24 protein-coding genes are annotated in these 23,879 nt (G+C 51.6%); 15 read left to right on the top strand and 9 right to left on the bottom strand.

Translation table 11 applies throughout. The features are described from left to right. Nucleotides 1-300 precede the first annotated feature (300 nt). Entirely contained in the window at nt 301-750 is a 450-nt protein-coding gene (locus tag GN242_RS10335; protein ID WP_156287427.1) for a DUF4385 domain-containing protein, read from the top strand. A 28-nt stretch (nt 751-778) separates the two neighbouring features. On the opposite strand, the gene GN242_RS10330 is transcribed toward GN242_RS10335, so the two are convergent. Beyond that, on the bottom strand, nt 779-1,987 hold the full coding sequence (locus GN242_RS10330; protein ID WP_154751172.1) for a diguanylate phosphodiesterase: 1,209 nt from the start codon (nt 1,985-1,987) through the stop codon (nt 779-781). Between the two features lie 216 nt (nt 1,988-2,203). Then, nucleotides 2,204-3,349 carry a Gfo/Idh/MocA family protein gene (locus GN242_RS10325; RefSeq protein ID WP_154751173.1) on the bottom strand — a complete coding sequence of 382 codons (1,146 nt, stop codon included), beginning with the start codon at nt 3,347-3,349 and terminating at the stop codon, nt 2,204-2,206. A gap of 288 nt (nt 3,350-3,637) precedes the next feature. On the opposite strand from GN242_RS10325, the gene GN242_RS10320 reads away from it, so the two are divergent. Then, nucleotides 3,638-4,528: a glucosamine kinase nucleotide-binding domain-containing protein gene (locus tag GN242_RS10320; protein WP_156287426.1), complete on the top strand. Its 891-nt coding sequence runs from the start codon at nt 3,638-3,640 to the stop codon at nt 4,526-4,528. Further along, complete coding sequence (locus GN242_RS10315; RefSeq protein WP_154751175.1) at nt 4,525-5,661, top strand: ROK family transcriptional regulator; 1,137 nt, start codon at nt 4,525-4,527, stop codon at nt 5,659-5,661. Before GN242_RS10320 ends, GN242_RS10315 begins: the two co-directional genes overlap by 4 nt. Before the next feature lie 22 nt (nt 5,662-5,683). Here GN242_RS10315 and GN242_RS10310 read toward each other — a convergent pair whose 3' ends face one another. Together GN242_RS10310 and GN242_RS10305 are read right to left on the bottom strand one after the other, a co-directional pair. Then, on the bottom strand, nt 5,684-6,778 hold the full coding sequence (locus GN242_RS10310) for an ABC transporter ATP-binding protein (protein WP_156287425.1): 1,095 nt from the start codon (nt 6,776-6,778) through the stop codon (nt 5,684-5,686). Nucleotides 6,779-6,790: 12 nt separating this feature from the next. Next, nucleotides 6,791-7,390, bottom strand: coding sequence for a GNAT family N-acetyltransferase (locus tag GN242_RS10305; RefSeq protein ID WP_156288251.1), 600 nt, complete (start codon nt 7,388-7,390; stop codon nt 6,791-6,793). A 530-nt stretch (nt 7,391-7,920) separates the two neighbouring features. Between GN242_RS10305 and GN242_RS10300 the strand changes: the two genes are divergently transcribed. Genes GN242_RS10300 through GN242_RS10290 form a run of 3 tightly spaced genes read left to right on the top strand, consistent with a single transcriptional unit; the run spans nt 7,921 to nt 11,006 of the window. Further along, entirely contained in the window at nt 7,921-9,261 is a 1,341-nt protein-coding gene (locus GN242_RS10300) for an ABC transporter substrate-binding protein (protein WP_154751177.1), read from the top strand. Between the two features lie 57 nt (nt 9,262-9,318). Beyond that, nucleotides 9,319-10,188, top strand: a complete 870-nt coding sequence (locus GN242_RS10295; RefSeq protein WP_154751178.1) for a carbohydrate ABC transporter permease — start codon at nt 9,319-9,321, stop codon at nt 10,186-10,188. Nucleotides 10,189-10,190: 2 nt separating this feature from the next. Continuing rightward, on the top strand, nt 10,191-11,006 hold the full coding sequence (locus tag GN242_RS10290) for a carbohydrate ABC transporter permease (RefSeq protein ID WP_156287424.1): 816 nt from the start codon (nt 10,191-10,193) through the stop codon (nt 11,004-11,006). Between the two features lie 52 nt (nt 11,007-11,058). On the opposite strand, the gene GN242_RS10285 is transcribed toward GN242_RS10290, so the two are convergent. Beyond that, complete coding sequence (locus GN242_RS10285) at nt 11,059-11,271, bottom strand: hypothetical protein (RefSeq protein ID WP_154751180.1); 213 nt, start codon at nt 11,269-11,271, stop codon at nt 11,059-11,061. Between the two features lie 212 nt (nt 11,272-11,483). On the opposite strand from GN242_RS10285, the gene GN242_RS10280 reads away from it, so the two are divergent. Continuing rightward, nucleotides 11,484-11,888: a GFA family protein gene (locus GN242_RS10280; protein WP_154751181.1), complete on the top strand. Its 405-nt coding sequence runs from the start codon at nt 11,484-11,486 to the stop codon at nt 11,886-11,888. Nucleotides 11,889-11,936: 48 nt separating this feature from the next. Here the strand turns inward: GN242_RS10280 and GN242_RS10275 are convergent, their stop codons facing one another. Further along, on the bottom strand, nt 11,937-12,629 hold the full coding sequence (locus tag GN242_RS10275; RefSeq protein WP_154751182.1) for a YetF domain-containing protein: 693 nt from the start codon (nt 12,627-12,629) through the stop codon (nt 11,937-11,939). A gap of 221 nt (nt 12,630-12,850) precedes the next feature. On the opposite strand from GN242_RS10275, the gene GN242_RS10270 reads away from it, so the two are divergent. Beyond that, the gene (locus GN242_RS10270) at nt 12,851-13,588 is read left to right on the top strand and encodes a hypothetical protein (protein WP_156287423.1); all 738 of its coding nucleotides are present in this window, start codon (nt 12,851-12,853) and stop codon (nt 13,586-13,588) included. A 133-nt stretch (nt 13,589-13,721) separates the two neighbouring features. After that, the gene (locus GN242_RS10265; protein ID WP_156287422.1) at nt 13,722-14,459 is read left to right on the top strand and encodes a carbonic anhydrase; all 738 of its coding nucleotides are present in this window, start codon (nt 13,722-13,724) and stop codon (nt 14,457-14,459) included. Nucleotides 14,460-14,587: 128 nt separating this feature from the next. Here GN242_RS10265 and GN242_RS10260 read toward each other — a convergent pair whose 3' ends face one another. The 3 genes from GN242_RS10260 to GN242_RS10250 form a co-directional block, all read right to left on the bottom strand. Then, nucleotides 14,588-15,097, bottom strand: coding sequence for an SRPBCC family protein (locus tag GN242_RS10260; RefSeq protein ID WP_156287421.1), 510 nt, complete (start codon nt 15,095-15,097; stop codon nt 14,588-14,590). Nucleotides 15,098-15,230: 133 nt separating this feature from the next. Continuing rightward, entirely contained in the window at nt 15,231-16,139 is a 909-nt protein-coding gene (locus tag GN242_RS10255) for a LysR family transcriptional regulator (protein WP_156287420.1), read from the bottom strand. Between the two features lie 1,166 nt (nt 16,140-17,305). Next, nucleotides 17,306-18,331: an alpha/beta hydrolase gene (locus GN242_RS10250; RefSeq protein ID WP_231617163.1), complete on the bottom strand. Its 1,026-nt coding sequence runs from the start codon at nt 18,329-18,331 to the stop codon at nt 17,306-17,308. A gap of 274 nt (nt 18,332-18,605) precedes the next feature. Here GN242_RS10250 and GN242_RS10245 point away from each other — a divergent pair, with 274 nt between their 5' ends. The 6 genes from GN242_RS10245 (at nt 18,606) to GN242_RS10220 (ending at nt 23,817) form a co-directional block, all read left to right on the top strand. Continuing rightward, nucleotides 18,606-19,772, top strand: coding sequence for an aldo/keto reductase (locus GN242_RS10245; protein WP_197094782.1), 1,167 nt, complete (start codon nt 18,606-18,608; stop codon nt 19,770-19,772). Between the two features lie 14 nt (nt 19,773-19,786). Then, a complete protein-coding gene (locus GN242_RS10240; RefSeq protein WP_156287418.1) occupies nt 19,787-20,467 on the top strand; it encodes a heavy metal response regulator transcription factor in 681 nt (226 codons plus the stop codon). 14 nt (nt 20,468-20,481) lie between these two features. Next, entirely contained in the window at nt 20,482-21,939 is a 1,458-nt protein-coding gene (locus GN242_RS10235; protein WP_156287417.1) for a heavy metal sensor histidine kinase, read from the top strand. Nucleotides 21,940-22,004: 65 nt separating this feature from the next. Next, complete coding sequence (locus GN242_RS10230; RefSeq protein WP_154751190.1) at nt 22,005-22,484, top strand: (R)-mandelonitrile lyase; 480 nt, start codon at nt 22,005-22,007, stop codon at nt 22,482-22,484. Further along, nucleotides 22,462-23,223, top strand: coding sequence for a carboxymuconolactone decarboxylase family protein (locus GN242_RS10225; protein ID WP_156287416.1), 762 nt, complete (start codon nt 22,462-22,464; stop codon nt 23,221-23,223). Before GN242_RS10230 ends, GN242_RS10225 begins: the two co-directional genes overlap by 23 nt. A gap of 9 nt (nt 23,224-23,232) precedes the next feature. Continuing rightward, on the top strand, nt 23,233-23,817 hold the full coding sequence (locus tag GN242_RS10220) for a flavodoxin (protein ID WP_156287415.1): 585 nt from the start codon (nt 23,233-23,235) through the stop codon (nt 23,815-23,817). Nucleotides 23,818-23,879 lie beyond the last annotated feature (62 nt).

Here is a 23,879-nt window from a genome sequence, read left to right as displayed (position 1 = left end):
ATGTCCTGTCATATCCTGCAAATAACCCACAACACCTGAATATATTTTATATTTCTTCCTGGCGACTGTTGAGCGCCTATCTTACCTGCTAAACAGAGTATAACACTGCAACAAACGATGATTTTTAACAAAAAAACATAAGAAATTCTTTTTGATTGATATTTTATTCTGGCTTAAGTGGATGCTCAGACGTTTCAACCCGCTTTACGTGCCTTACTATGCACTTTATGCCAGGCTAAAAGGTATCAAATGCGGCCTGACGGGCGCTGAATCACATCATGTCAGGAAGGGGCAGTAACCATGAAGGAGTTTGACTATCAGCAGGATTATAAGCAGACAGACTGCCGTAAAAATCCTGAGCTATACCGTGTGGGACGCGGAGAGCAGGGGGTTTTGATGGTTGAGCCTTATAAAGGTGAAATCCTGCCGCACTGGCGCTTCAAAACGGTTGCCATTGCAGAAGAGTCTTCAAAGGAGATTATGGCGCTGTTTGAAAAGTACCGCACTGACGATGATTTCGTCGGCATGGATATGGCACGCAAGTTTATTCAGATGGGGTACACCCGCGCCCGCCGCTACGCTAACCATAAAGGCGGCAAGAAGTACGATGCCGATGGAGAGGTACTGCCTTATGAACTCAATGAAGAGAAGGCGGCTGCGGCGGCGGTGTTTAAGGCGTGCTGGGATCAAATTCGCGCCGACAAAGATTATCTGGCTCGCAAAAAAAAGCATCAGGCTGCCTTTGGTTAGCGCAGCGTTATCGTCAGAAGCACCAGCATCAGATTTTATGCGGCCAGGCGACGGCGGGCAGGCCGTTAAGCAGCGGTCTGGCAAACAGATACCCCTGAAAATGCCGTATCCCTGCGGCCTCCAGCCAGCGCCATTCCGCTGCGGTTTCCACCCCTTCGGCTACCACGGTGATCTCCAGCGCTGAACAGCAGTCGACAATGGCCTTCACAATCGCCTGCTTAGGCCCGTCAGACTGAATATTTTCGATCAGGCTGCGATCAATCTTCAGTTTTTCTGGCTGAAGCCGGGAGAGCAGAGATAAACCGGCAAATCCCGCGCCAAAATCGTCGATAGCCAGACTGATACCGGCATAACGCAGCTGGTGGATAGCCTTTTCAAACTCATCAAAGCGGGAAATAAATTCATCTTCTGTCACTTCAACTACCACCTGTTCCGGCACCAGACCATTGCTGGCAATCTGCTCCAGCAGAATATTCACGGCACCAGGAACCATCACCAGAGACATCGGGCGAAGATTGACGGCAATCTGCGCGCTGCCAATATCCATCTGATTTGCCAGAGCAAAAGCAGCATTCTTGGCGTACAAATCGGCTTCATACAGTTTATCGGCCGGGATAGCGGCAAAATAATCTGCGGGAGAGCCGCCGGAAGGGCTGCGTATCAGCGCTTCCAGATAGCTTATCTGCCGCACGCTGGTTTCAACCACAGGTTGCAGGGCAAACTGACAGGCGGCTTTATCCGGGCGTGACGGTGTCACCTGTACCGAGGGAATATCGCTCTCAAAGCGCCACTGACGGCTGTCATCAGGCAGCGACAGATGACTTTTACGCGGGCCAGAGACAAATGTTCTGATGAATTTGAATACCCGATCACCATAGGTGAGCGGATATCTGGCGGTACCTTGTTTCAGCACTTCTTCAATCAGCACATCGGGCTGCCGGTTGCGCATATCAATAATCGCCATACCCAGATTACCGAAACGCCGTTCGGGGGCATAATCACGCATCAGCTGCACAATTTCGCGGTGATGAGGATCGGCACTGACTCTGCAAAGCACCTTATCGATCGCATCAGATTGACCTTCAAGGATCTGTAAAAAGTAGTCGCCGTCAAACAGCAAAATACCTGTGACGCCAACGGTCTCATTAAAGCGTTGTGCTTTGCCTGAAAGCCGTTCCAGAAAAGGCGAACTGACGCTTTTGCACAGGCGACTTCGATAAATAAGCGTCGTTAACATACGTTCCGAACCTGATAGAAATGAAATGGGCGACTTGAGAGGGATAAACTCATTGCAGAATTATTATCGGCCACAGACCGGGGTTGTTTAGTGCTTTAAACTAAAAAAAACCGGCTCAGTGGCCGGTTGAGAGTAAGTGCCAGTCCGTATAGCTATAACATCCTGTCGGTGAGGGGGAACGCACCGGATCAGGGGAGGTGTAAACTCACCCCCTGTTTAGCCCTGGTGGGCGTCGAATTCTTTCCAGGTCTCGGTTAAATCGATCACCTGTCGTGTTTTACGCGCCTGATCAATTTTAATTGCTGTAAGGCCCGCTTCCAGCGCATCCACCACCGATACTTTTAGCGGTGTCCCCTGGGTAATATGTTTTACAATTTCTTCCGCCATCAGCGCATCCGCCCCGTAATGGCCGTCATAGGCGTTACCGCTGTAGGCCGTGTCGACCTCTTTTTCGCCGGTGCGGGCATTATGTACGCGGAAATAATTACGCACAAAGTCTCCCTCGGCCATACCGTCAGTACCGATAACGCAGAAGCGGCGGAACTCATCGGGCACATTCAGATTGGCATGGAAAGAAAGAGTAGCGCCGCCCGCATATTCAATGATTGCCGTCTGGTAATCGACAATATCCGCATCACTGTCAAAGACGGCATCGGTACTGGACCATCCGCTCGGCTTAACGTGATAAACCTCAGAATCCACCGTTACCGCCCCCTGCGGAGCATGGGCCGGAGTAAATGACTTACGGCCACCGAAGCTGGCTACCCGTATCGGGCGCTCGCCCATCAGCCCCTGATAGAGATCGATATCATGGCAGCACTTTTCAAGTATATAGGGGCCGGCGTATTTCTCCAGACGACGCCAGTCACGCTGGAAAAAAGCACCATGGTAAGGCTTGATATGCTCGGTGGCTTCAATCGACGTAATTTCCCCCAAACGGTTTTCATCACGCGCCGTCAGCAGATCGTGATACAGCGGAGAGTAGCGCAGCACCAGCCCCACCAGAATGCGATCCTTACCGTACTGGCGCACCAGCTTTGCCATCTCCATGGTCTGCTCTTCATTAATCACGACCGGTTTTTCCGTGAATACACGATGACCCGCCGCCAGCGCCTGGCGAATATGCTCCAGGTGTAAGAAATTAGGGGAACCCACCAGAATCAGATCGAGACCGCTTAGTTCCAGCAGCGCGTTTATCGAATCACATGCCGCTCCGGCAGCAATACCGAAACTGCGCAGATTTTCCAGCCCCGCCGGTGCGGGATCGTAATAACCTGCCAGTTCGAAGGAGGGATCAGCTTTGCTGAACTCGTGAACCACATGGGACAGGCGGAAACCAAGACCGATAATGCCTACTTTCATGTTAAAACCCCTGACGGAAATGCATGAGCGTGAGGTGACATAAGCCAGCCGTCCAAAGGCAGGGGCAGCTGGAGATTATCTGACCACCAACTTATTACGACAGGAAAACTAATGTCAATAACTGTACTGTGACGCGCAAAGCGGTAAGATAACAACGCATTGATATAAATCATTTTTTATCAGCGTAAATTTCGTCATATTTATTTGTTATTGCGATTTAAGTTTTTTTAACCTATCGTTCGGTCAATAATGAAACAACGATTCACAGAGATAAAAGTGGGAGCGCCCGTGCATTCAGATTATCTGCTTGGTATTGACGGGGGCGGCACCCATTGCCGTGCGCGGCTGACAGATCGCAGCGGCAGGATACTGGCCGAAGTTACCGGCGGCCCGGCAAATGTCTGGTCGCACTTTACCCAGGCTATCGATAGCGTTGAGCTGCTAAAAGGCCGGGCCTTTGATGCCGCGGGCCTGCCATCTGCGGCGATGAACAAAACGGCGCTGGTGGCAGGGCTGGCGGGAGCTAATGTTGCCTCGGTGAAAGCTCTGCTTGCCGACTGGCGTCCTTCCTGTGCCTCCCTGCAGGTGATCAGTGATGTTGAGATTGCCTGCGTTGGTGCTCATGCGGGAAGTGCAGGGGCGGTAATGATCGTCGGCACCGGCAGTCAGGGCGCGGCATGGGACGGCGAACGTTTCACGCTGCTGGGCGGCTGGGGGTTTGCACTCTCCGACCAGGGTTCCGGAGCGGAGCTTGGCCGTCGCGCATTGCGCCTGGCGCTGCTGGCACACGAAGATATGACTGAAAAAACCGACTTCACGCAGGCCGTTATGGCGCGCTTCCATCACAGCGCGGAAGAGATGCTGCTCTGGACGCGCAGCGCCATGCCGGGGGACTGGGCGAGCGTGGTACCAGAGGTATTCAGTGCGGCAGACGCGCAGGATCCTCACGCCGTTAAGTTGATTCAGCAAACCGCTGACGATATCGCTATGATGGTGCGCCGACTGCGCTCACTGAGCAACGGCCGCATTGCATTAATGGGCGGGCTGGCCTCGCCGGTAGAGCCGTGGCTTGATGATGATATCCGTGCGCTGCTGGTGGCACCGCAGCTGGATGCCATGGCGGGCGCGCTGCATCTGGCCCGTCATAACGCCTCACTTGCTGACAAAAGGGAACTATGACAGCTCCAAACGTTACCGCGCGCATTTTGCGCCTGATTGTTGAAAACGCGCCGATCAGTCAGTCCGATCTTAAAGTGCGTACCGGGCTGAGTATGTCGACGGTCTCACAGGCCACCAACCGGCTGCTGGCTCAGGATATTATCCAGGAGCTGGGGCTGCGGCGCGTCTCCATGGGGCGTCCGAAAACACTGCTTGGTCTTAATCCGGATCGCGCCAGCGTAGTCGGCATTCAGCTTAATGCCGAACGCAATCTGATCGTAATGACCGACCTTAACGGGAATCTGCTCGGCGAACAGCAAATTCCATCAGGGGCAATGACACCACGCCAGCTCAGTGATGCGCTGGCGAAGTTTCTGCGCGGCGTTGAAGGTAAACGCGTCAGCGCCATCGGCCTTGCGCTCTCCGGACTGGTGGATGCAGAGCAGGGCGTTTGCATCCGTTCGAACGTGCTGGAGTGGGATAACGTGCCCATTGCACAGCTGCTGGAAGAGCGTTTCTCGCTGCCGGTATTTATTGAAAACGATGCCAACGCCATGGCTATGGCCGCAATGGTGTTTGGTCAGCTGGGTAACGTGCAGTCTGCGGTGATTGCCACCTATGGCAAAGGCATCGGTGCCGGGATCCTGCTTAATCGTCAGCTCTATCGTGGCCGCCACGGTAAGGCAGGCGAGATTGGGCATGCGCTGCTGGGAGATGGCTCACTGCGCCTGCTGGAGGACGTTGCCTCATCAAGAGCCATTCTACAGCGCCTGCCCGCCGGTACACAGGCAAAACCAGTGACGCTTAAATCTCTGGATGATGCGCCCACGCAGGAAGCTCTGGAGGCACTGGAGGAGGCCGGGCGGCATTTAGGTATCTCGCTGGCTAACCTGTCTATCGCATACGATCCTGATGTGGTTTATCTGGCGATGGAACCACAGATGGCATCACGCATCCTGCTCGATCACATTACCCTGAATTTCCAGGCCTACCGCCTGAAACTCACCCCGCAGACCACACCGCTGCAATTTCTCACCGAATCCAGCCGTATGTGGGCGTTGGGCGCCGCTGGTTTTGCCATTAACATGCTGCTGGATTTGCTGGCCGCCCAGGCCAACGACGAAGCGGAAACAGCCGAACAGAAAGGGGGATAACACTCCCCCTTCAGGCAACCTGCTAGCGTATCCGCTGCCCCTGGTCATTAAACACCAGGCAGTGGGCCGGTGGGATCACCCATTCAACCTGCGCTCCCATCTCTCGCTGCCGGGTTTCCCGCTCTTCAACAACCAGCATCTGCTCACTGCCTGTATTCAGGTAGAGATAGTTGGTATGCCCCAGCAATTCACAATAGGTAAGCTCCGCGCTAAATCGCGTAAGGCTTTCGCCAGCATCACTAACCGGCAAAAAATGCTCGGGACGGATACCAAGACGCACTGTCTGCCCTTCATGGCAGGGATCGTTAAGCGTCAGCATCAGATTATCAATGCCCAGTGAAGGCAGGCGCAGCTGCACCGCACCTTCACGGGTAGCCACGACTTCTGCATCGATAAAGTTCATCCTGGGTGAACCGATAAATCCCGCGACAAACAGATTATCGGGATCGTGATAGAGATGCAGCGGCGTGCCAACCTGCTCAATACGCCCCTGACGCAGCACCACAATCCGGTCTGCCAGCGTCATCGCTTCCAGCTGGTCATGGGTCACGTAGATCATCGTATTGCCAAGGGAGGCGTGCAGGCGGGCAATCTCAATGCGCATTTGCAGACGCAGCTCCGCATCGAGATTAGAGAGCGGCTCATCAAACAGGAATATGCGCGGATGGCGGATAATGGCGCGGCCAATCGCGACACGCTGGCGCTCCCCACCAGAAAGGGCGCGGGGATGACGATCCAGCAGCTCAGTGAGGTGCAGTTTAGCCGCCGTTTCGGCAATTGCGCTGGCGATCTCCGCTTTTGGTCGTTTGGCTACTTCAAGCGGATAGGCGAGGTTACCGCGCACCGTCATATTCGGGTAGAGCGCATAAGACTGAAACACCATAGCCACGCCGCGCTCGGTAGCAGGGCGATGAGTCATCTCTTCTTCATCAATCAGCAGCTGACCGCTGCTGATCTCTTCAAGTCCGGCGATCATGCGCAGAAGCGTAGACTTGCCGCAGCCAGACGGGCCGACGAACACGACAAACTCACCGCTGTTAATGGTCAGATCAATCCCTTTGATCACACTGATATGCTCGTAAGACTTTTCAACGTTCTGCAATCGCAAACTGGTCATGAACTGCCTCACTCAAAGTAACTGCCCCATATAAATGGCATTGCTGCGCAGCAGATGCCGGAAGCCCATCCGCTGATAGAATGCACAAACCTGCTCATTTTTCAGGCTCACGCCAAGATGGACGCCGCGAACCCCTGCCGCACGTAGCGCGGCGAGTTGATGTTCAATCATTTTGCGTCCCCAGCCACCTTTTTGCTGTGAAGGTAAAAGATTGATATGGAGATGTGCTGGCCACTGGCTCACCAGCCCGGCGGCAGCTGCATCAGGGTGACGGATGCTGTTAAGCAGGTTCTCATCAAGCGGCGCTTCTGGCTGACGGTGACGGTATTTTTCCTGTAACACAGGCCACCACTCCTCATTAAGCTGTGCTTCAAACGCACGGGTATCGGGCGCGGCGACAACATAACCCATCACCTCACCGTCAACCTCCAGCACAAATGCGAAGTCGGGCGCAAAGAGTGCATAAGGTACGGCAAAACGTTGCCCGGGGTATTCCGGGTCGGAATAGAGCGCGCTGGCGTCCACTCCGGCGTCAGCGGTTTGCAGGCAGATATGATAGAGCGCAGGAAGGTCTGCATGGGTGGCCGGGCGGATCGCACTGTGATTATTCATCATCAATTCTCGTTGGTCAGCAGATGAGCAATTTCAACGTTAATGAATGCCGACTTAGTTTTCAAGATGAAATAATTGCGTCACATCACAAAGCGGGCGTAACAGCGTATCATTCTGCTCTCCACCGTTTGCTCCCGTTGCCTCTGAATGCCTGCTGCGCTGCGGCCTGAACTGATCCTCACCATTACAGGACAGCCGACGAATATCGAAATATATGATTTTCGTATAGTAATACAGTGAGTTAGTTTTAGAACTCATTGAGTAGCTTAACATTCTGGCTGTATCGGCTTATGGCCGGGCGATCGCATGGTGATGGCTGTGCGCACGCTATGACATGCTGAATTGCTGCGCAAAATGCTGTTTTTATGCACGCGCTCACAGGGCTAAAATTCAACACCCGCACTGTTTGACTTTATTTTCCTATTAAAGTAAGTATGAAGGAGTGCATTTGTAATCGTAGCTTCAGTCTGCGGGATTGGCAGATGTCGACCTGAAGGGATGCCCATTCAGTGATGGAGAAACCGAGCATTATGTCTAGTTCATCCGTTCGTTCGTCCCAGTTCCGCACCTCCGTGCGCCTCCTCTCTCGTTTGATTGCGGCAGGTGCGCTGGTGGGGTGTATGGCGCAAAGCGCCCGTGCCGTCACACTTAATGAATGGGATATCTACAACTATCCGCAGCAAACCGCAGCGGTAGATGAAGGCATCAAAGAGTTCTCTGAGAAAAACCCCGGGATTGTAATTAACCGATCCGTGCATTCATTTGAAGATACCCGTATCCCGCTCAAACTGGCGTTAACCGCAGGTGATGGCCCGCAGATAGCTCAGGTGAACCAGGGCGGCGGGGATATGGGGTCACTGGTCAAAGATAAACTCCTGTTGCCGCTGGACAGCTATGCCAGCAGCTACGGCTGGACTCAGCGCTTCCCCGACTCAATCCTGAAACGTAACCGCTGGTCTGATAAAGGTGATTTTGGCAGCGGCAAGCTCTACGGCATCGCCAGCCTGGGGGAGATGGTCGGGCTCTACTACAACAAAGCCCTGCTGGATAAAGCCGGGATTGCCGTGCCAAAAACCCTTCCCGAGCTGGAAAGCGCAATGGCAAAACTGAAAGAGCAGGGCGTGGCACCGATGATGCTGGGCCTGCTTGACGGCAATATGGGCCAGCAGATGCTCAGTACGCTCTGGCAGGCGCAGATCGACAGTAAAGATCGCAAGAAACTGGATGATCTTATTTACGATGTTGGCGGCACCTTTAAAGATGAGCAGCTGACTAAAGCCGGTGAAATGATGAAAGGCTGGAACGATAAAGGCTACTTCTTCCCGGGCTTCCAGGGCATTGGCAACGATGATGCGGCCACACTGTTTCAGAATGGGCAATCAGCCTTCCTGATCAGCGGAACCTGGTATCTTGGCCAGTTTAAAGATAATAAAGATATCCACTTTGCGGCGATGCCTGCGGGCAAGGGCGTTCAGCACGCGCTGATGGTCGGGGGAACCGATTTAGCGTTTTCGGTGACCAGCACCGCGAAAGACAAAACCCAGCAGGATGCCTCTGCAAAATTTATTGACTATATGGTTTCTGACACGATGGCAGACCGCTGGCTGAAAGCCGGTTTCCTGCCTGCCAGCTCCAGCAAGAATGCGCAGGTCCCTGCGGATAATGTGCTGCTAAAAGAGGCATGGCAGGTGTGGCTGACGCTCAATGAGAACGACGGACTGGGCCATTATGTTGACTGGGCTACACCAACCATGAATGCAGAGCTTAATCAGAACGTTCAGCTGCTGCTGGGAGGGCGTCAGACGGTGGATAAAATGGTCACCAACTTTGACGACAACTATCAGCGCTACCTTAAAAGCATGAAACATTAAGCCACAGTGCCCGGCACGCCCGCCGGGCTTACAGACGTCTGGCCTGTGAGTACGTTTATGTTGAATCTAAGCAGTTGGCGTAATTTTCTCTATCTTCTTCCTGCGGTGCTGGTATACGGCGTTTTTCTGCTGCTGCCACTGATTGCCTCGCTGGGGATCAGTTTTACCGAATGGGATGGAACCTCGTCCCCGATTTATACCGGTATCAGCAACTATATGCGTATGTTCAGCGACCCGGTGTTCTGGATTGCGCTGGGTAACAATGCCCTGCTGATGCTGTTTTACACGCTGCTGCCAATAAGCATTGGATTACTGCTGTGCAGCTTCCTCAATGATATGCGCAGCAATACGGAACGCAGCCTGCTGCGCATCCTCTTTTTTCTGCCCTATATCATGCCGATGGCAGTACTTGGAGTAGTGTGGCGCTGGCTGTATAACCCGGCCTTTGGCCCAATCGATCAGCTGCTGCGCGCTATCGGGCTGCCGCATCTGGCACTGTCCTGGCTGGGGGATTTTGACTGGGCACTGCCAGCCGTTGGTATGGTGGCTACCTGGTATTTCTTCGGCTTTTGTCTGGTGCTGTTTATGGCGGGTTTGCAACGAATGGATCCCTCGCTGCTGGAAGCAGCCGATCTTGACGGTTCATCACGACGCCAGAAATTTATGCGCATTACTCTGCCGGGGCTGAGACCTGAAGTACGTATCGCGCTGCTGCTGACGGTAATCGCCAGTTTGAAAACCTTCGATCTGGTCTATGTGATGACGCAGGGTGGCCCGGGTACCTCGACGATGGTTACCAATATCTTTATGTATAAGCAGGGGTTCGATCTGCACTATTTCGGCTATGCCTCATCGGTCGCGGTCTTCAGCATGTTAATCGTATTACTGATTAACTGGCTGATTCATCTGGCGTTAAAGGAGCGTTAATTATGCACAATACGCCGGTTTCTTCCCGCGCGCTGATTTGGGTGGTAGCGCTGATCACCGTTCTGCCTTTTATGCTGGCGTTGCTGACATCATTTAAAACCCAGATGGAGCTGTTTCAGGGGGTATTCACACTGCCCGGCTCCTTCAACGTTAAAAACTACATTACTGCCTGGCAGCAGGGGCATTTTAACGTCTATTTTCTCAACTCCGTGCTGGTGGTCATCCCGGTAGTAATATGCAGTATTTTTCTCGGGATTCTGGCAGGCTTCGGTTTTGCCTGGCTGAAGATACCCGGTAAAAAAACGATTGCCGCAATGTTCGCGCTGGGCATGGTTTTGCCCAGTGAAGCATTTATCATCCCGCTTTATCATGAGTTACGCTGGATGGGATTAACCAACACCTACCTGGCGCTGATTATTCCCCAGATCGCACTGTCACTGCCATTTACCACCCTGATGATCGCCAGTGCGTTCCAGCAGGTGCCGAAAGAGCTGGTGGAAGCGGCGGTGATGGATGGCGCATCGCGAGTGAAGATCCTATGGGGGCTGCTGGTGCCCGCTATCGGTCAGACGCTTTCAACCCTGGCTCTGCTGCTGTTTATCTGGACATGGAATGAGTTTCTGATGCCGCTGATTCTGGTCAACAAAGACGAACTTCGGACACTGCCTATCGGCATGATGCTGTTCCAGAACCGTAATACCATCGATATTCCAGTGCTGATGGCGGGCGCGATGATTGTTATTTTGCCGCTGATGGCAGTTTTCCTGATATTCCAGCGTAAATTTATCAGTGGGGTAACCGAAGGGGCTGTAAAATAGTTCGCAACTTAACGCAGCCATGCACCCGGGGCATGACTGCGGCAGCGGCTGATCAGGCGTTTTTTTCCTTTCTCACCAGCGCGGGATAGCTGTATTCAGCGGTATTGCCGGTGCGAATATCCAGCACCTTATAGCGGGCATCGGGGAAACGGCCCTCTTTGCCGGTCACCAGCAGCGCGCGGCCACGCTGGTCATTAAACATTTTCCCGGCCGGGAACTTTGGTGCATCCGGATTCTTGCACGGACAATCGGATCGGCATGTCATGATAGCGCCTCGCGTTGGCAGATTAGTAACGGAGATTTACCCTCATTCTATTGTGCCACAGCGGCAGGTTTAACCTGGCCAGTGAGGATAGATTATTTTGGAAGTACAACTGTAAACTTTATAAGCTAGTCTCTAATTACTGCCAATAGTCACCCCATTGTCATCCATTGATTAGATAAGGTGCTGACGATGCGTTTGTAGAGGAAATGTTCATGTCTGATAATCTTTCAGCCCAGTGCCACTGTGGTGCAGTGACTTTTAGCGTTACATTAATCGATGGTCTGAACACCGCACGACGCTGCAACTGTTCATTCTGCCGCATGCGCGGTGCCGTAGTGGTTTTTGCCTCGTCAGTCGAGGTGACTAAAGGAAAAGAGACGCTAACGGAGTACCGTTTCAACAGCCGGCAAGTGGCGCATTACTTCTGTTCAGTCTGCGGTATTTATACCTTCCATCAGAGCCGTTCCAACCCTCATCAATACGCGGTAAATGCCTCCTGCATTGAAGGGGTATCACCGTTTGATTTTGCCTGCGTCAACGTCACAGATGGTATCAATCATCCGAAAGATGGTGGCGCTGGCGGTGTAATTGGAGAGCTGTGCTGGCGGCCGAAATAGAGCGTATCAACCGCCGGAAAGCTGCGCTATTTGACTAAGTGCAGTGACCTAGTGATTGCGCACCGAGCTAAGTGCTTTCGCCCATTTTTCCGCTTTACATCGCGGGCAGGTATGACTTGATCCGCCCATGAGTTCAGCGGTTTGACCGCAGTGGGTACATGCATACAGTCCGCTCTCGCGGATCAGCGTGAAGTCCTGTCTGTGTGGCGGCGGCAGCACACTCAGGCCGGGAATCACGTCCTCGTCAGCATAGAAGTAGATACTGAGCTGACCATCGAGCTCGATCAGTGCCAGCCGGACCTGTCCGAGATGCTCAACGCCTTGTTGACGCATTTCCATGAAAAACTCATCTTCTGAAATATTCAATCCATCCAGGCTTTTCAGTTCATATAACCCGTCAACTATCAGCGTAACCACTTCCCCCTGAATCCATTTCGAAAAGCGTACACTTCTGGCAATAAGAAAGGTGGTTGTGCGGTATAGCAACAGCAAAATAACAAACACCATCAGCACTGGCAGCACCGGCACATCATCGTAGAAGGTGACATCGCCAGATGCTGACCCCAGAGTCAGGATCACCACCAGTTCAAACAGTGAAAGCTGCTTGATACCTCTGCGGCCCGACACCTTTAGAAAGATAAAAACGATAATGTAGGCGATCAACACGCGGGCGGCGACCTCGAAAAGAAAGGTAGCGGGGAGGTCATTGAGTAAAAAACGGTGGAAATCGAATGCAGTCATGGGGTGTTTATCCTTGGTGTAATTATGGTAATCAGCTGAATCCTGGGCAGATTATAGTTGGTTTTGTACTGTTATCGTTTTTTCTCACCATGTTGAAAGAGAGAGCTGCCGTCAGTTCTTTTTGAATTGAGCACAGGCAATTTGTCAGATATGCTGGCGTCAGTTATGGTGTTATCTGGCATCTGACTCATTGATGTCAGGTCAATATCAGGAAATCAGGAATGAAAAAAATCTCCATTCTGTTTTTAATTCTCGCCTCAGGCCCATTGATGGCAAATGACAACGTCCCTGTAATAAAACCCATCCCATTAATAGCGTTGAAAAAGAACAGCGAACAGTATGCTGGCGTCTGTCATGCTGTTGAAAACAGATGTACAGAAAGTGCTAAAGTCTGGAAAGAAAAAGGGGTAGGGGAAGGCTATTATTTAACGGACTCAACGCCTGCAATAATAAAAATACGCAAAGTAAAAAATAATTATATTAAAGATGGAGAATGGAGTTTCTCCCAATACAGGGGCACAGATCATAGTTCAGATGGTGAACTCAATCGCGAGGAGATATCAGTATTTCCGGCATTATACCCCATTAATAAAACAGAACAGGCTGTTGCTCTGGTATCAAAGTGGTCTACGGCCTACTCTGGCGGTGGTCGTGTCGAGGAGTATGCTGACTTCCTGATATTAAACAGCAATGGCTCGCACCAGCTGGCATTTAAAGATATTCCTTTCTCTTCAAGCGAAATGATCCGCGCCTGCTTTTCGGAAGAAGATTATGCAAAAAACTCTCATTGCCACGATGAAAGCTGGAGCATACTTAATCTGAAAATTATTGATGAGGGTAAGTCATATTATTCCTGGAAGTTTATTACCAGATCCTATAACTGGCCATCATTCACCGACAAGAGTTCAGTTACCGTTGAAACAAGCGAGCAGGTGAAAACTCCATTACAGAAAGAATAAAAATATAAAATCATATGATAATGAAATTACGATTGTTTAGTTCAGGCAGTGCCATATTATCAAACGGCTATATCTTGCGATATGTAGAGTAATTCATACATAAACCTACCGAAAGGAATCGGGTGTTATCAAGATGAAAATTAAAGTGATTTTTTCAGCTCTATTGTTAATATACTCCTCAAGTAATGCTACAGAAAACCACCCTCACTGGGGCTATAAAGGTGAAGAAAATCCTGAAAACTGGGGGAAGCTCTCACCCAATTATTCACTGTGCGAAACGGGTAAAAATCAGTCTCCGGTCAATATTCACGGTGCGCTTACGGCGCTTAATGAAAGACTGAATTTTACTTTTAACCCGGGAGTGCAGGAAGTTCTCAACACGGGTTACACCATCCAGGTTAATACTGGCGCGGGAAACTTGCTGCACCTGGATAATGACGCCTTCACACTACAACAGTTCCATTTTCATGCCCCTGGCGAGAATGAGATCGAGGGTAAGCAGTATCCTCTGGAAGCGCACTTCGTTTATAAAAATGCGCAGGGTGCTCTTGCGGTTGTGGCTCTGATGTTCAGGGAAGGGAAGGGTAATCCTCAACTGGATAATGCCTGGGAACAGATTCCCACCGAAGCAAAAAAAATTATCGTATTAGATAAAGCTGTGGATATTAGTACCTTAATACCCACGCAGTCAGAGTATTACCGTTTTAGTGGTTCACTAACTACACCTCCATGTTCAGAAGGTGTCAGATGGCTGGTGTTAAAAGATATAGCCAGCGTATCTTCCGGGCAGATTAATCATTTCAGGACGGTGATTTCTTATGACAATAATCGCCCCATACAGCCCCTGAATGGGCGCGTTATTGTTAATTAAGGCGGTTTTAGCATGCTATCTTAGCAGGGGTTACAGGATTTACCTGTGATTAAGTGCAATAGCAAAGGGGCAAATATTCCTGAGGCTGCGGGGAAGTGCAGCCTCAGCGATATGACTGTGGAAAGCGGTTAATTATCCTTGGCTGCGAGAATCAGGCCGTCTAGCCATTCCTGATGACCATTAAGCATTGGGTTCGGGCGGGTATTTGCCAGGTCTTTTCCCGGGACTCCGTTCTGTGTTTCCTGCGTTAGGATACGGATCCTGTGACCGGAAAGATCCTCCAGTAGCCACGCATGATGGACATCGAGTCGTTGAGCGGTATCTTTTTCACCGGACCATCCGTGCCATGCCAGTCGAGCAGGTTTACCTTCAGCAGGCGGAACAAACTCTACAACCTGAGCTTCAACTGGGAAACCAAACGTGCTGAAATAGAAGCGCACCCCATTTTCCAATTCTGGACCTTTGTTGTCATAAAAGCGTACATCGGCGGAGTTTTTATAGTATTCCGGCCATAGCAATGGCTGACTCAGCAGCGGCCAGACATCATTGACGTTCAGACCTGAGATGATCATTTCATTAGAAACAAAGTTATCGGTAAAACCCGGAACAAAGCCTTCTGGCCAGTTAATCGCGTTCATAAATTTCTCCAATTGCGATAGTTGAGTGCACTGCGTGTGTCGTTACGACAGTAAGGTGATGGCAGTGATTATTGGTGCAATGGAGTTATAAGGCGAATCGCCATTACTTATATTATTCATAAGATAATTTATATCATGGCGCGGGATGTTGGCTTACTTCTGCGCATAAAGCACGAATCCACTGATGACTTGGGTCACGATGGGTTCGTTCATGCCAGGCCATGCTCTTGGTAAAGCCGGGTACTTTCAGGGGCAAAGAGAGAATGATGAGATCGTTGTTAGCCAGGATCATGCGGTGAGGTACAACTGCAATCATATCAGTCACTTTCAATATATCAGGTATCACCTGAAAACTATTAACTGACATGCCTACTCGTCGTCTCAGACTGAGTTTAGCCAGTGCTTCATCTGTAACACCGGTGAAGTTACCTTCTGAAGACACCAGAATATGTTCCTGTTTGCAAAATTGTTCGAGCGTCATTTCCGAACTCGCTGCCAGAGGATGATGACGTCGTGCTACGCAGACATAATCTTCTTCATAGAGCGCTCTGCCATGCAGGTCTTCGGCGGTTGTTTGCGGTGTTATCAAAGCCAGATCAACTTCACCCCGAGACAACTGCTGATACATCCGCTCATTGTCCACAGGCCGCACGGCGATTTTAATATACGGTGCACGTTGTTTCAGTTCAGCCATCAACGGAACGACAACAGCCTTAAGGGCATAGTCCGTTGCGACGATGGTATAAGTCAGTTCCTCCGTCATGGGGTCAAATTTCTTTTGTTTCAGAAGGATAGCGATATCGGTGAGGATTTGTTTTACCGGCGTAGAAAGTTCGTTGGCCCGCATTGTGGGCACCATACCGTGGCTGGTGCGAACAAAGAGTGGATCGTCAAAATAATCACGCAAGCGAATAAGCATACCACTGACGGCAGGCTGCGTCAGGGAGAGGCGCTGTGCTGCCCGAGTCACGCTTCCCTCATCCAGTAATGCATCAAGGGCCTTAAGAAGGTTAAGGTCGAGGGTTCTGATATCATTTTTCATAATGAATTAGCCTGACAGATATAAAAATTTTAATTCAGGCTAAATGCTCGGGAAAAGGTTGTCTAGAAGGTTTACGAGGGTTTTCTTTTTGGGTGATCTTTTATTTCTGGATGGTAACCCTTGTACAGATAAGTCCGCTTCATGCCCTGAGACATTCAACAGGCCAGACTGACGATAACGTTTCAGCAGACAGCCCGTCGTGAGTGTGATGTATGGAAAACAACACGAGGCGGTGAACACAATTACGAAATGGCTAAAATCCTCGTTTCATCGCTGGAGAAAGCGCTTTTAGATGCCATCAGAGAACAACAGATGAACCGCCAATAAATCGTAGTTTTCACGTACCGCTACCTTGGTGCGCATAATGTATATTATGTTAAATTACCTGGGCTGGAGCGGATCCAGGTATGGCAAGCTGCTTTTACCCCTATCTGTCCTTATAGACAGGCTTCTGCTGCTCGTTTCTATTTCAACTACAAACAATCGATCGCTACAAATATTACGATACAAACCTGCCCTGTCTGCCGCCGGGCAACCTTCGTTAAAGACAGTCATTCTGGCTTCGGCTTTTGGTGTCGCTACGTGAATTCTGAGGGATTTTTGGGAGGCTAACTGCTGATTATGCGCCATGGATGACGGATACAAAAAAGCCCGGACTGCGCCGGGCTCCAGTGCGCTGCATGCCTGCTTAATGCGCCGTTTTTGCCGGATGTCTCTCGGCTGCATTTAACTACGGCCATAAATACTTTTATGACCGGATCAGTATCCGCCGAAAGCATACGTGAGATAAATTTAGAGTTGCGGCCAACATCGATAGATTTAGCGGCAAAGCCGCAAGTACCTTTAATTAGCGTACGGAGCATAGCAGCTAGGATGGCACTGACCGTTCAGCTAAAAAAAATAAAACTTCGTTATTGATGCCAGACGTAACTTTTGTCTACAGATACCCGCCCTTCCCTGCAGCTCAGGGAGGGATGCGTTGTATCTGGGATCCCAAAAGAATCAGGTCTATGAATTCCATTCATAACGTCTATTTAAGCAGCGTAATTATCTTTAACCGCAACTTCGTTAATCTGGGTATATCGTGGGTGAATACGCAAGCGGAAAGTGGCTACAGCTGATGGACATACCCCAGCCTGCACGGCTGGGGCATCATCGGAGGCTAACTAAATATTCTTATCGAAGAAGACGTCTAACTTTTGCATTGCCTTGTCAACGTACTCAGGCACCCAATACGTCTCGATATGGGTAGCACCATCGATCAGGAAGAGTTCTTTATCCTTCGTACCGGTGGCTTTCGCGAACGCATCTTCAGTCATATAGAGCGTATCCGCTTTTGTACCGGCAATCATCAGCAGCGGTTTATTGATGAGATTGATATGGTCCGTTACGTCAAAGCTCATCAAGTCTAACAGACTGCTGGTGGTGTATTTAAACGTGGAGTTCGGGTGCGCGTGGGTTTTCCAGTAGTACTCGTAGCCCTGGCGATACAAGGCAAAAGGTAATTTAGCAATCTGTTCATCCGTCAGGTTGGCATCGCCGGAGTAAAGCACCTCTCCTCCGGCTGCTTCCTGAGCACGCGCGTCAGAAGCCTGCTGAAGACGCTGCTGGATAGTATCCAGCTGTGAATCCTGCATACCGTTGCGGCGCACAAGGCCTGAATTAAACATGCTGATGGTTGCTATCGATTTGAACCGCTTGTCAGTTTCGGCCGCAACCAGTGAATACCCGCCGCCTCCGCAAATACCCAGCAGACCAAGGCGGGCGGTATCTACACCAGGATACTGACTGATGTAGTCAGCCATGCCATGGATATCCTCAATACGATTAGCGGGTTTATCCACGCTGCGAGGCATCCCACCGCTGGCGCCCTGATAAGCCGCGTCGGCGGTAATCGTGATGTAGCCCTGTTCGGCGAGACGCTGGGCATATAACCCGGCGACCTGCTCTTTTACGCCGCCATTAGGATGTGCAACCACTACCGCAGGATATTTTTTGGCGGGATCGTAGTTAGCAGGGGTATAGACATTCGCAGCAATCTGGATGCCATGCAGATCGTATTTCACTGGGTGAATGTTGACCTTGCCTTTGACGTTCTCAGTAATGGCACCGTTATAGACGAGTGTGAATGGATTTTTTTTGTAATCAGCCGCATTGACTGAGGTCACTCCGGCCATTGCCGTAAGTAGCATTGCACCGATAAGGGTGAATTTCATGGTCTCTCCCGATGGGTGTCGGCCTGATTATTCAGGCTCGCGGAATCAAATTTGCTGGCCCAGATTAGGCGGAGAGGCCTGTCAGCATCGTGACAGGCAAATAACATTTTTGTCAGGAAACGGACTGAGACTGGAAAGCGTTTCTGACAAGGCTGTCAGGTAATCGTCAGCGTTATGTTGGCAATCAGGGGGCAGAATGGTCTCGCGTAAATGAGTTTCACGTTCAATTTTCTGAGAAAAGGAGCGATCAATGAACAGCCAGAATGACCCGACAATGCCAGAGCGACGCAAGCTTTTAGTCGCCGGGGCGGGTATTGCCGCCGCCTCACTGATTCCCCACGTATCGGCGGCGAGCCAATCCTCCCGGATCGATTCATCCCGCCAAACCAGCAAACGCCCTGCTGCTCCGGGCAAGCGTAAACTCGGGAAGCTGCAAGTTTCTGCCGTCGGGCTGGGCGTGCAGAACATGAGTCGCAAATACGACACGTCCGTTCCCTGGCGTCCCGAGATGATCAATGTTATTCACCGGGCATTTGATGAAGGGGTCACGTTCTTCGATGCTGCTGAGGCCTACGGCCCGTTGGAAGTTGAAAAAATTCTCGGAGAAGGCGTCGCCCCGTTCAGGGACAAAATCGTTATCGCCACCAAGTTTGGCTGGAATATTGACCAACAGACAGGGAAACGTCTGCCGGGCCTTAACAGCAAACCGGAGCATATCAGACAGGTCGTCGAAAATATGCTCAAACGCCTGCGTACCGATCGTATCGATTTACTGTATCAGCACCGGGTTGATCCGCAGATCCCGATCGAAGATGTCGCCGGTGTGGTTAAAGATCTAATGGATCAAGGGAAAGTCCTGCACTGGGGTCTGTCTGAAATGGGCATCAACACGTTGAGACGCGCTCATGCCGCATTACCCGTTACCGCCGTACAAAGTGAATACTCCATGCTCTGGCGCGGCCCTGAAAAACAGGTGCTTCCGGTGTGTGAAGAGCTGGGCATTGGATTTGTGCCATGGAGCCCACTCGGCGTGCAATTTTTAACGGGCTGGATTGATGAGAATACCCGGTTTGCTGCCGGTGATATCCGCGCGACAGAAACACGCTTCTCGCCTGATAACCTTCCACACAACTTACAGCTGGTAGCGCTACTGAAATCCTGGGCAATAAGAAAAAATGCCGCGCCGGGACAGATTGCGCTGGCATGGCTTCTGGCCCGTAAACCGTGGATTGTTCCCATCCCTGGCACCACCAATAAAGACCATATGCTGCAAAACACAGCGGCTACCGGCGTGTCGTTGACCGCTGCTGAGATGAGCGAGCTCACCCGCTCACTGGATGCCATTACTATCCAGGGTCAACGTCTGCCGGATGCTGTGCAGGTTTATTCCGATGTTGAAGCCCCGTTGAAAAGTTAAGAGGAAGTCCCGTTATGCGCCTGTTGTTAGTCGAAGATGAAGAAAAAACGTCAACCTACCTCTCCCGTGCGCTGGGTGAGTCCGGGTTTACGGTAGATGTCTCGGCAGATGGCGCGGAAGGTCTTCATTACGCGCTGGAGTTCGACTACGACGCGATAATACTGGATGTGATGCTGCCGGGCATGGATGGTTACCGGGTACTTGAGGGTGTGCGGGCAGCCAAACAGACGCCGGTGCTGATGCTCTCGGCACGGGGATCGGTCGATGAGCGCGTTAAAGGACTGCGTCTTGGCGCGGATGATTATCTGCCCAAGCCCTTTTCGCTTATTGAACTGGTGGCGCGTATTCAGGCACTGGTGCGTCGCCGCGCTACGGATGGCGCGGACATCACCCAACTGCAAATTCACGACCTGCATCTCGACTTACTGGCTCGCAGGGTATTTCGTGCCGGAACGCGACTGGAGCTGACCGCGAAAGAGTTTTCCCTGTTGAGTCTTCTGGCCCGACATCAGGGAGAGATACTGTCAAAGATGATGATTGCGGAGCAGATATGGGACATGAATTTTGACAGCGATGCCAACGTGGTTGAAGTGGCCATTAAACGACTTCGAGCCAAAGTGGATGCCCCGTTCGATATCAAACTGTTACACACCGTTCGTGGCATGGGTTATGTCCTCGAGATCCGGTCAGAATAATGAAGGGGATAAGCATGCTTAAGCGTTCCATCTCCGTTCACCTGGCGCTGATGTTTGCCTTATCCGCGCTGCTGATTGTATCCGTTATCGGTATCCTGCTCAGAAGCTCCTTGCATGACTCTTTGCAAAAGCAGATGCACAACGAGCTGTTGTTCCGGGAATCATTAATGAGTCCGTGGATCACCGCACGCACCTCGGCTGACGGCTGGTCACTGCTTGCCAATAAATTCACCGTGTTAACCAATTCTGAGGGTGAACGCGTTCGCTACTGGATAGTGAGCGATAACCCACGCTTCAGCATGGGGGGGGCACCACCGGTAGGTGTTCAGTGGTCTTCTCTACAGGAAGGTTTTAATAAAGTACCCGGCGCATCAGAAGGTGCATGCTCACTGTTCCTGTTAGTGAAAACCATCCCCGCAAACGGAGAAAGACCTGAGCTGCGCTATGTGGTTGCCATCGACTCCACGCCGTACATGGGAACACTCGATGCGTTCACACGTACTCTGCTGATTATTGCCGCACTGGGCGTCGTGATTGTTGCCTTACTGGGATACGTCGTTTCAAAGATCGGTCTTCGTCCCGTTGGGGCGCTCAGTAAACAGGCCCGGCAGCTCGCTCCCGGGGATCATGGTCAGCGCCTGAATACCGAAGCGTTACCTGACGAATTACAGCAGTTAGCATCATCCTTTAACGGCGTGTTAGAGCGTCAGGAAGTGGCCTGGCGACAGCTCGAAAGCTTTAACGCCGATGTTGCGCATGAACTCCGCACACCGCTGACTAATCTGATCGGCCAGACGCAGCTGGGGCTCTCGCGCCGACGTTCTCAGGATGAACTGGAAGAGTTACTGAGTTCCAATCTTGAGGAGCTTGAGCGTATGACCTCTATCGTTAACGACATGCTGTTCCTGTCTCATGCTCACGCGGGTGAACATGCTTCCCAGCTTATGCAGGTGTCCCTGCGGGAAGAAACCCTGAAAACCGCGGAGTACGTTGAACCCTCTTTTGCTGAAAAACAGCTCTCTCTTGATGTACAGGGCGACGTCACCGTGCACATCGACCGACGACTGTTCCACCGCTCACTGGCTAATTTACTGGAAAACAGCGCAAGACACTCGCCCTCCAACAGCACGGTTAGGGTGCGGTTAAGCGAAACTGGTCATCAGGCCTGTGTTGAAGTTTCCAACCCTGGCGAGCCGATAGCGCCAGAGCACTTACACCGGCTTTTCGAGCGCTTTTATCGCGTCGATACCTCCCGAGCGAGGAGTGATACCCATCATGGGCTGGGCCTGTCGATCGTGCGTGCTGTCGCCATTATGCACCGGGGAGATGTCTTTGCCCGTAGTGAAAACGGCATCAATACATTTGGCCTCACCTTTGCGATACAAGCGGATAAAGCGGCGGGCAATACGCAATCCGGCACTGAGCCGGGACCCGGGTTAACTGACAGAATTGTCAGGGGGGCGTCAGCCTGACGTCATTACCCTCTCGATAAAATCATCGCAGGCAATCCGCCTCTTCATTGATAAGGACGCTTTGCATGATCGGACATTTACGTTACCTCGGGCTGTTACTGCCCCTCTTCACATTTTCATCCTGGGCCGCGGAGCAAAATCCCGCTGTTCATATCGCCCCCGCAGGAAGCCAGAATGCGGTGTACGGGTCAGCCGAAAACTTTACCGGTCGCGTCAGGGTTGATCCTCTCTTCAAGCCTGATAATGACATCCATGTTTCCGGGGCCTATGTCACCTTTGAGCCTGGTGCCCGCTCTGCCTGGCATACGCATCCGGCAGGTCAGCGGCTGATTGTGACCTCGGGTGTTGGGCTGACCCAGCAGGAAGGCCAGCCGGTGCAGATCATCCGCGCGGGTGACGTTGTCTCTTGCCCGGCGGGCGTCAAACACTGGCACGGCGCAGCCCCCGGTAGCGCGATGACGCATCTGGCGATAACCGGGATTGTGGATGGCAAAAGCGTTAACTGGAAGGAGTTAGTAACAGATGAACAATACCACGCCCATTAAGGCATTAGCGGCATCGGTACTGCTGACCTTTGGTTTTGGTCTGGCGGTAAATGCTGCGCCCGTCAATAAAGGAGCCTCAGAAATGAACCACGAACAAACGGTTTCAGATACGCTGTCAGCCCGCCAACAGGCCATCCCGTTGATTGCCGCATCGATGGCCAGCAGTCAAATGGATAAGCTGAATACCGCCCTGAATCAGGGACTCGACGCCGGGCTCACGATAAACGAAACCAAAGAGATTCTTGTCCAGCTCTATGCTTACACAGGTTTCCCTCGCAGCCTGAATGCGCTTAATGAGCTGATGAAGGTCGTCGAAGCACGTAAACAACGAGGCATCGAAGACGTTGAGGGTAAAGAACCGGCCGCCACCCTCCCCGTCGGGGATGAGCTTCGCCGCGTCGGTACCGCAAACCAGACAAAAATCTCAGGCGCGCCAGTCCAGGGGCCGCTATTTGATTTTGCCCCGGTGATTAACCAGTTCCTGCAAACGCACCTTTTCGGCGATATTTTCGCCCGCGATAACCTCGACTGGCAAAGCCGCGAGCTGGCAACGGTTGGCGCATTAGCGGCCACGCCGGGTGTCGAATCACAACTGCTGTCGCATACGCGAGCCAGCATGCGGGTCGGCCTGACGGCAGCGCAGCTGCGCCAGCAGGCACAGGTTCTGCGTGAACATGGCGAAAGTGATGCAGCAGCGCGAGCTGAAAAGGCGCTGCAGCAGTCGCTCGCAAACAATTAGGAGTGGGCTATGGAGCATGATCCCAACCGCAGAATGTTAATCACCGCATTTGCCGGGCTCACGCTGGCGAACATTTCTTTGACATCAGCTGCGACCGGAACCGCAAACGTGCAGGGTAAAAGCACTGTTCTGGTGGCGTACTTTTCCCGTAGCGGAAATACACGAGTCATTGCGGGTGTCATTCACCGCAGCCTGAATACCGATCTGTTTGAAATCGAACCGGCTACGCCATATCCAGAAGACTATTTTCAGACCGTTGAACAGGCGAAAAATGAGCGTGAGCGAGGCGTTAAACCGGCATTAAAAAATAGCGTTGCAGATATCTCACGTTACGAGACCGTGTATTTAGGCTTTCCGATCTGGGGAACCAGCGTGCCGCCTGTAGTGCAAGCATTTCTCAGCAACCATAACCTTGCGGGCAAATTACTCATTCCCTTTATTACTCATGGCGGCTACGGCAAAGGAGACAGCGACAACATCCTTACCCGTCTCGCCCCGACTGCACATCGGGAAAAACCGCTGGTCATTGAATGCGACCAGGAGCGAAGAATCACGGAAACGGTCACCAGCTGGTTAGAGACGATACGCAGTTAATCGTCCGCATTTATGAGTCTGCCCAATAAGGGCAATCAGGGGTGCTGAATAATTAACGCTGA

Origin of the sequence: Erwinia sorbitola (assembly GCF_009738185.1) — a bacterium.
Lineage (GTDB): Bacteria > Pseudomonadota > Gammaproteobacteria > Enterobacterales > Enterobacteriaceae > Erwinia > Erwinia sorbitola.
Note: the sequence above shows the minus strand (reverse complement) of the source record. Positions and strands in the feature narration are given on the sequence as shown.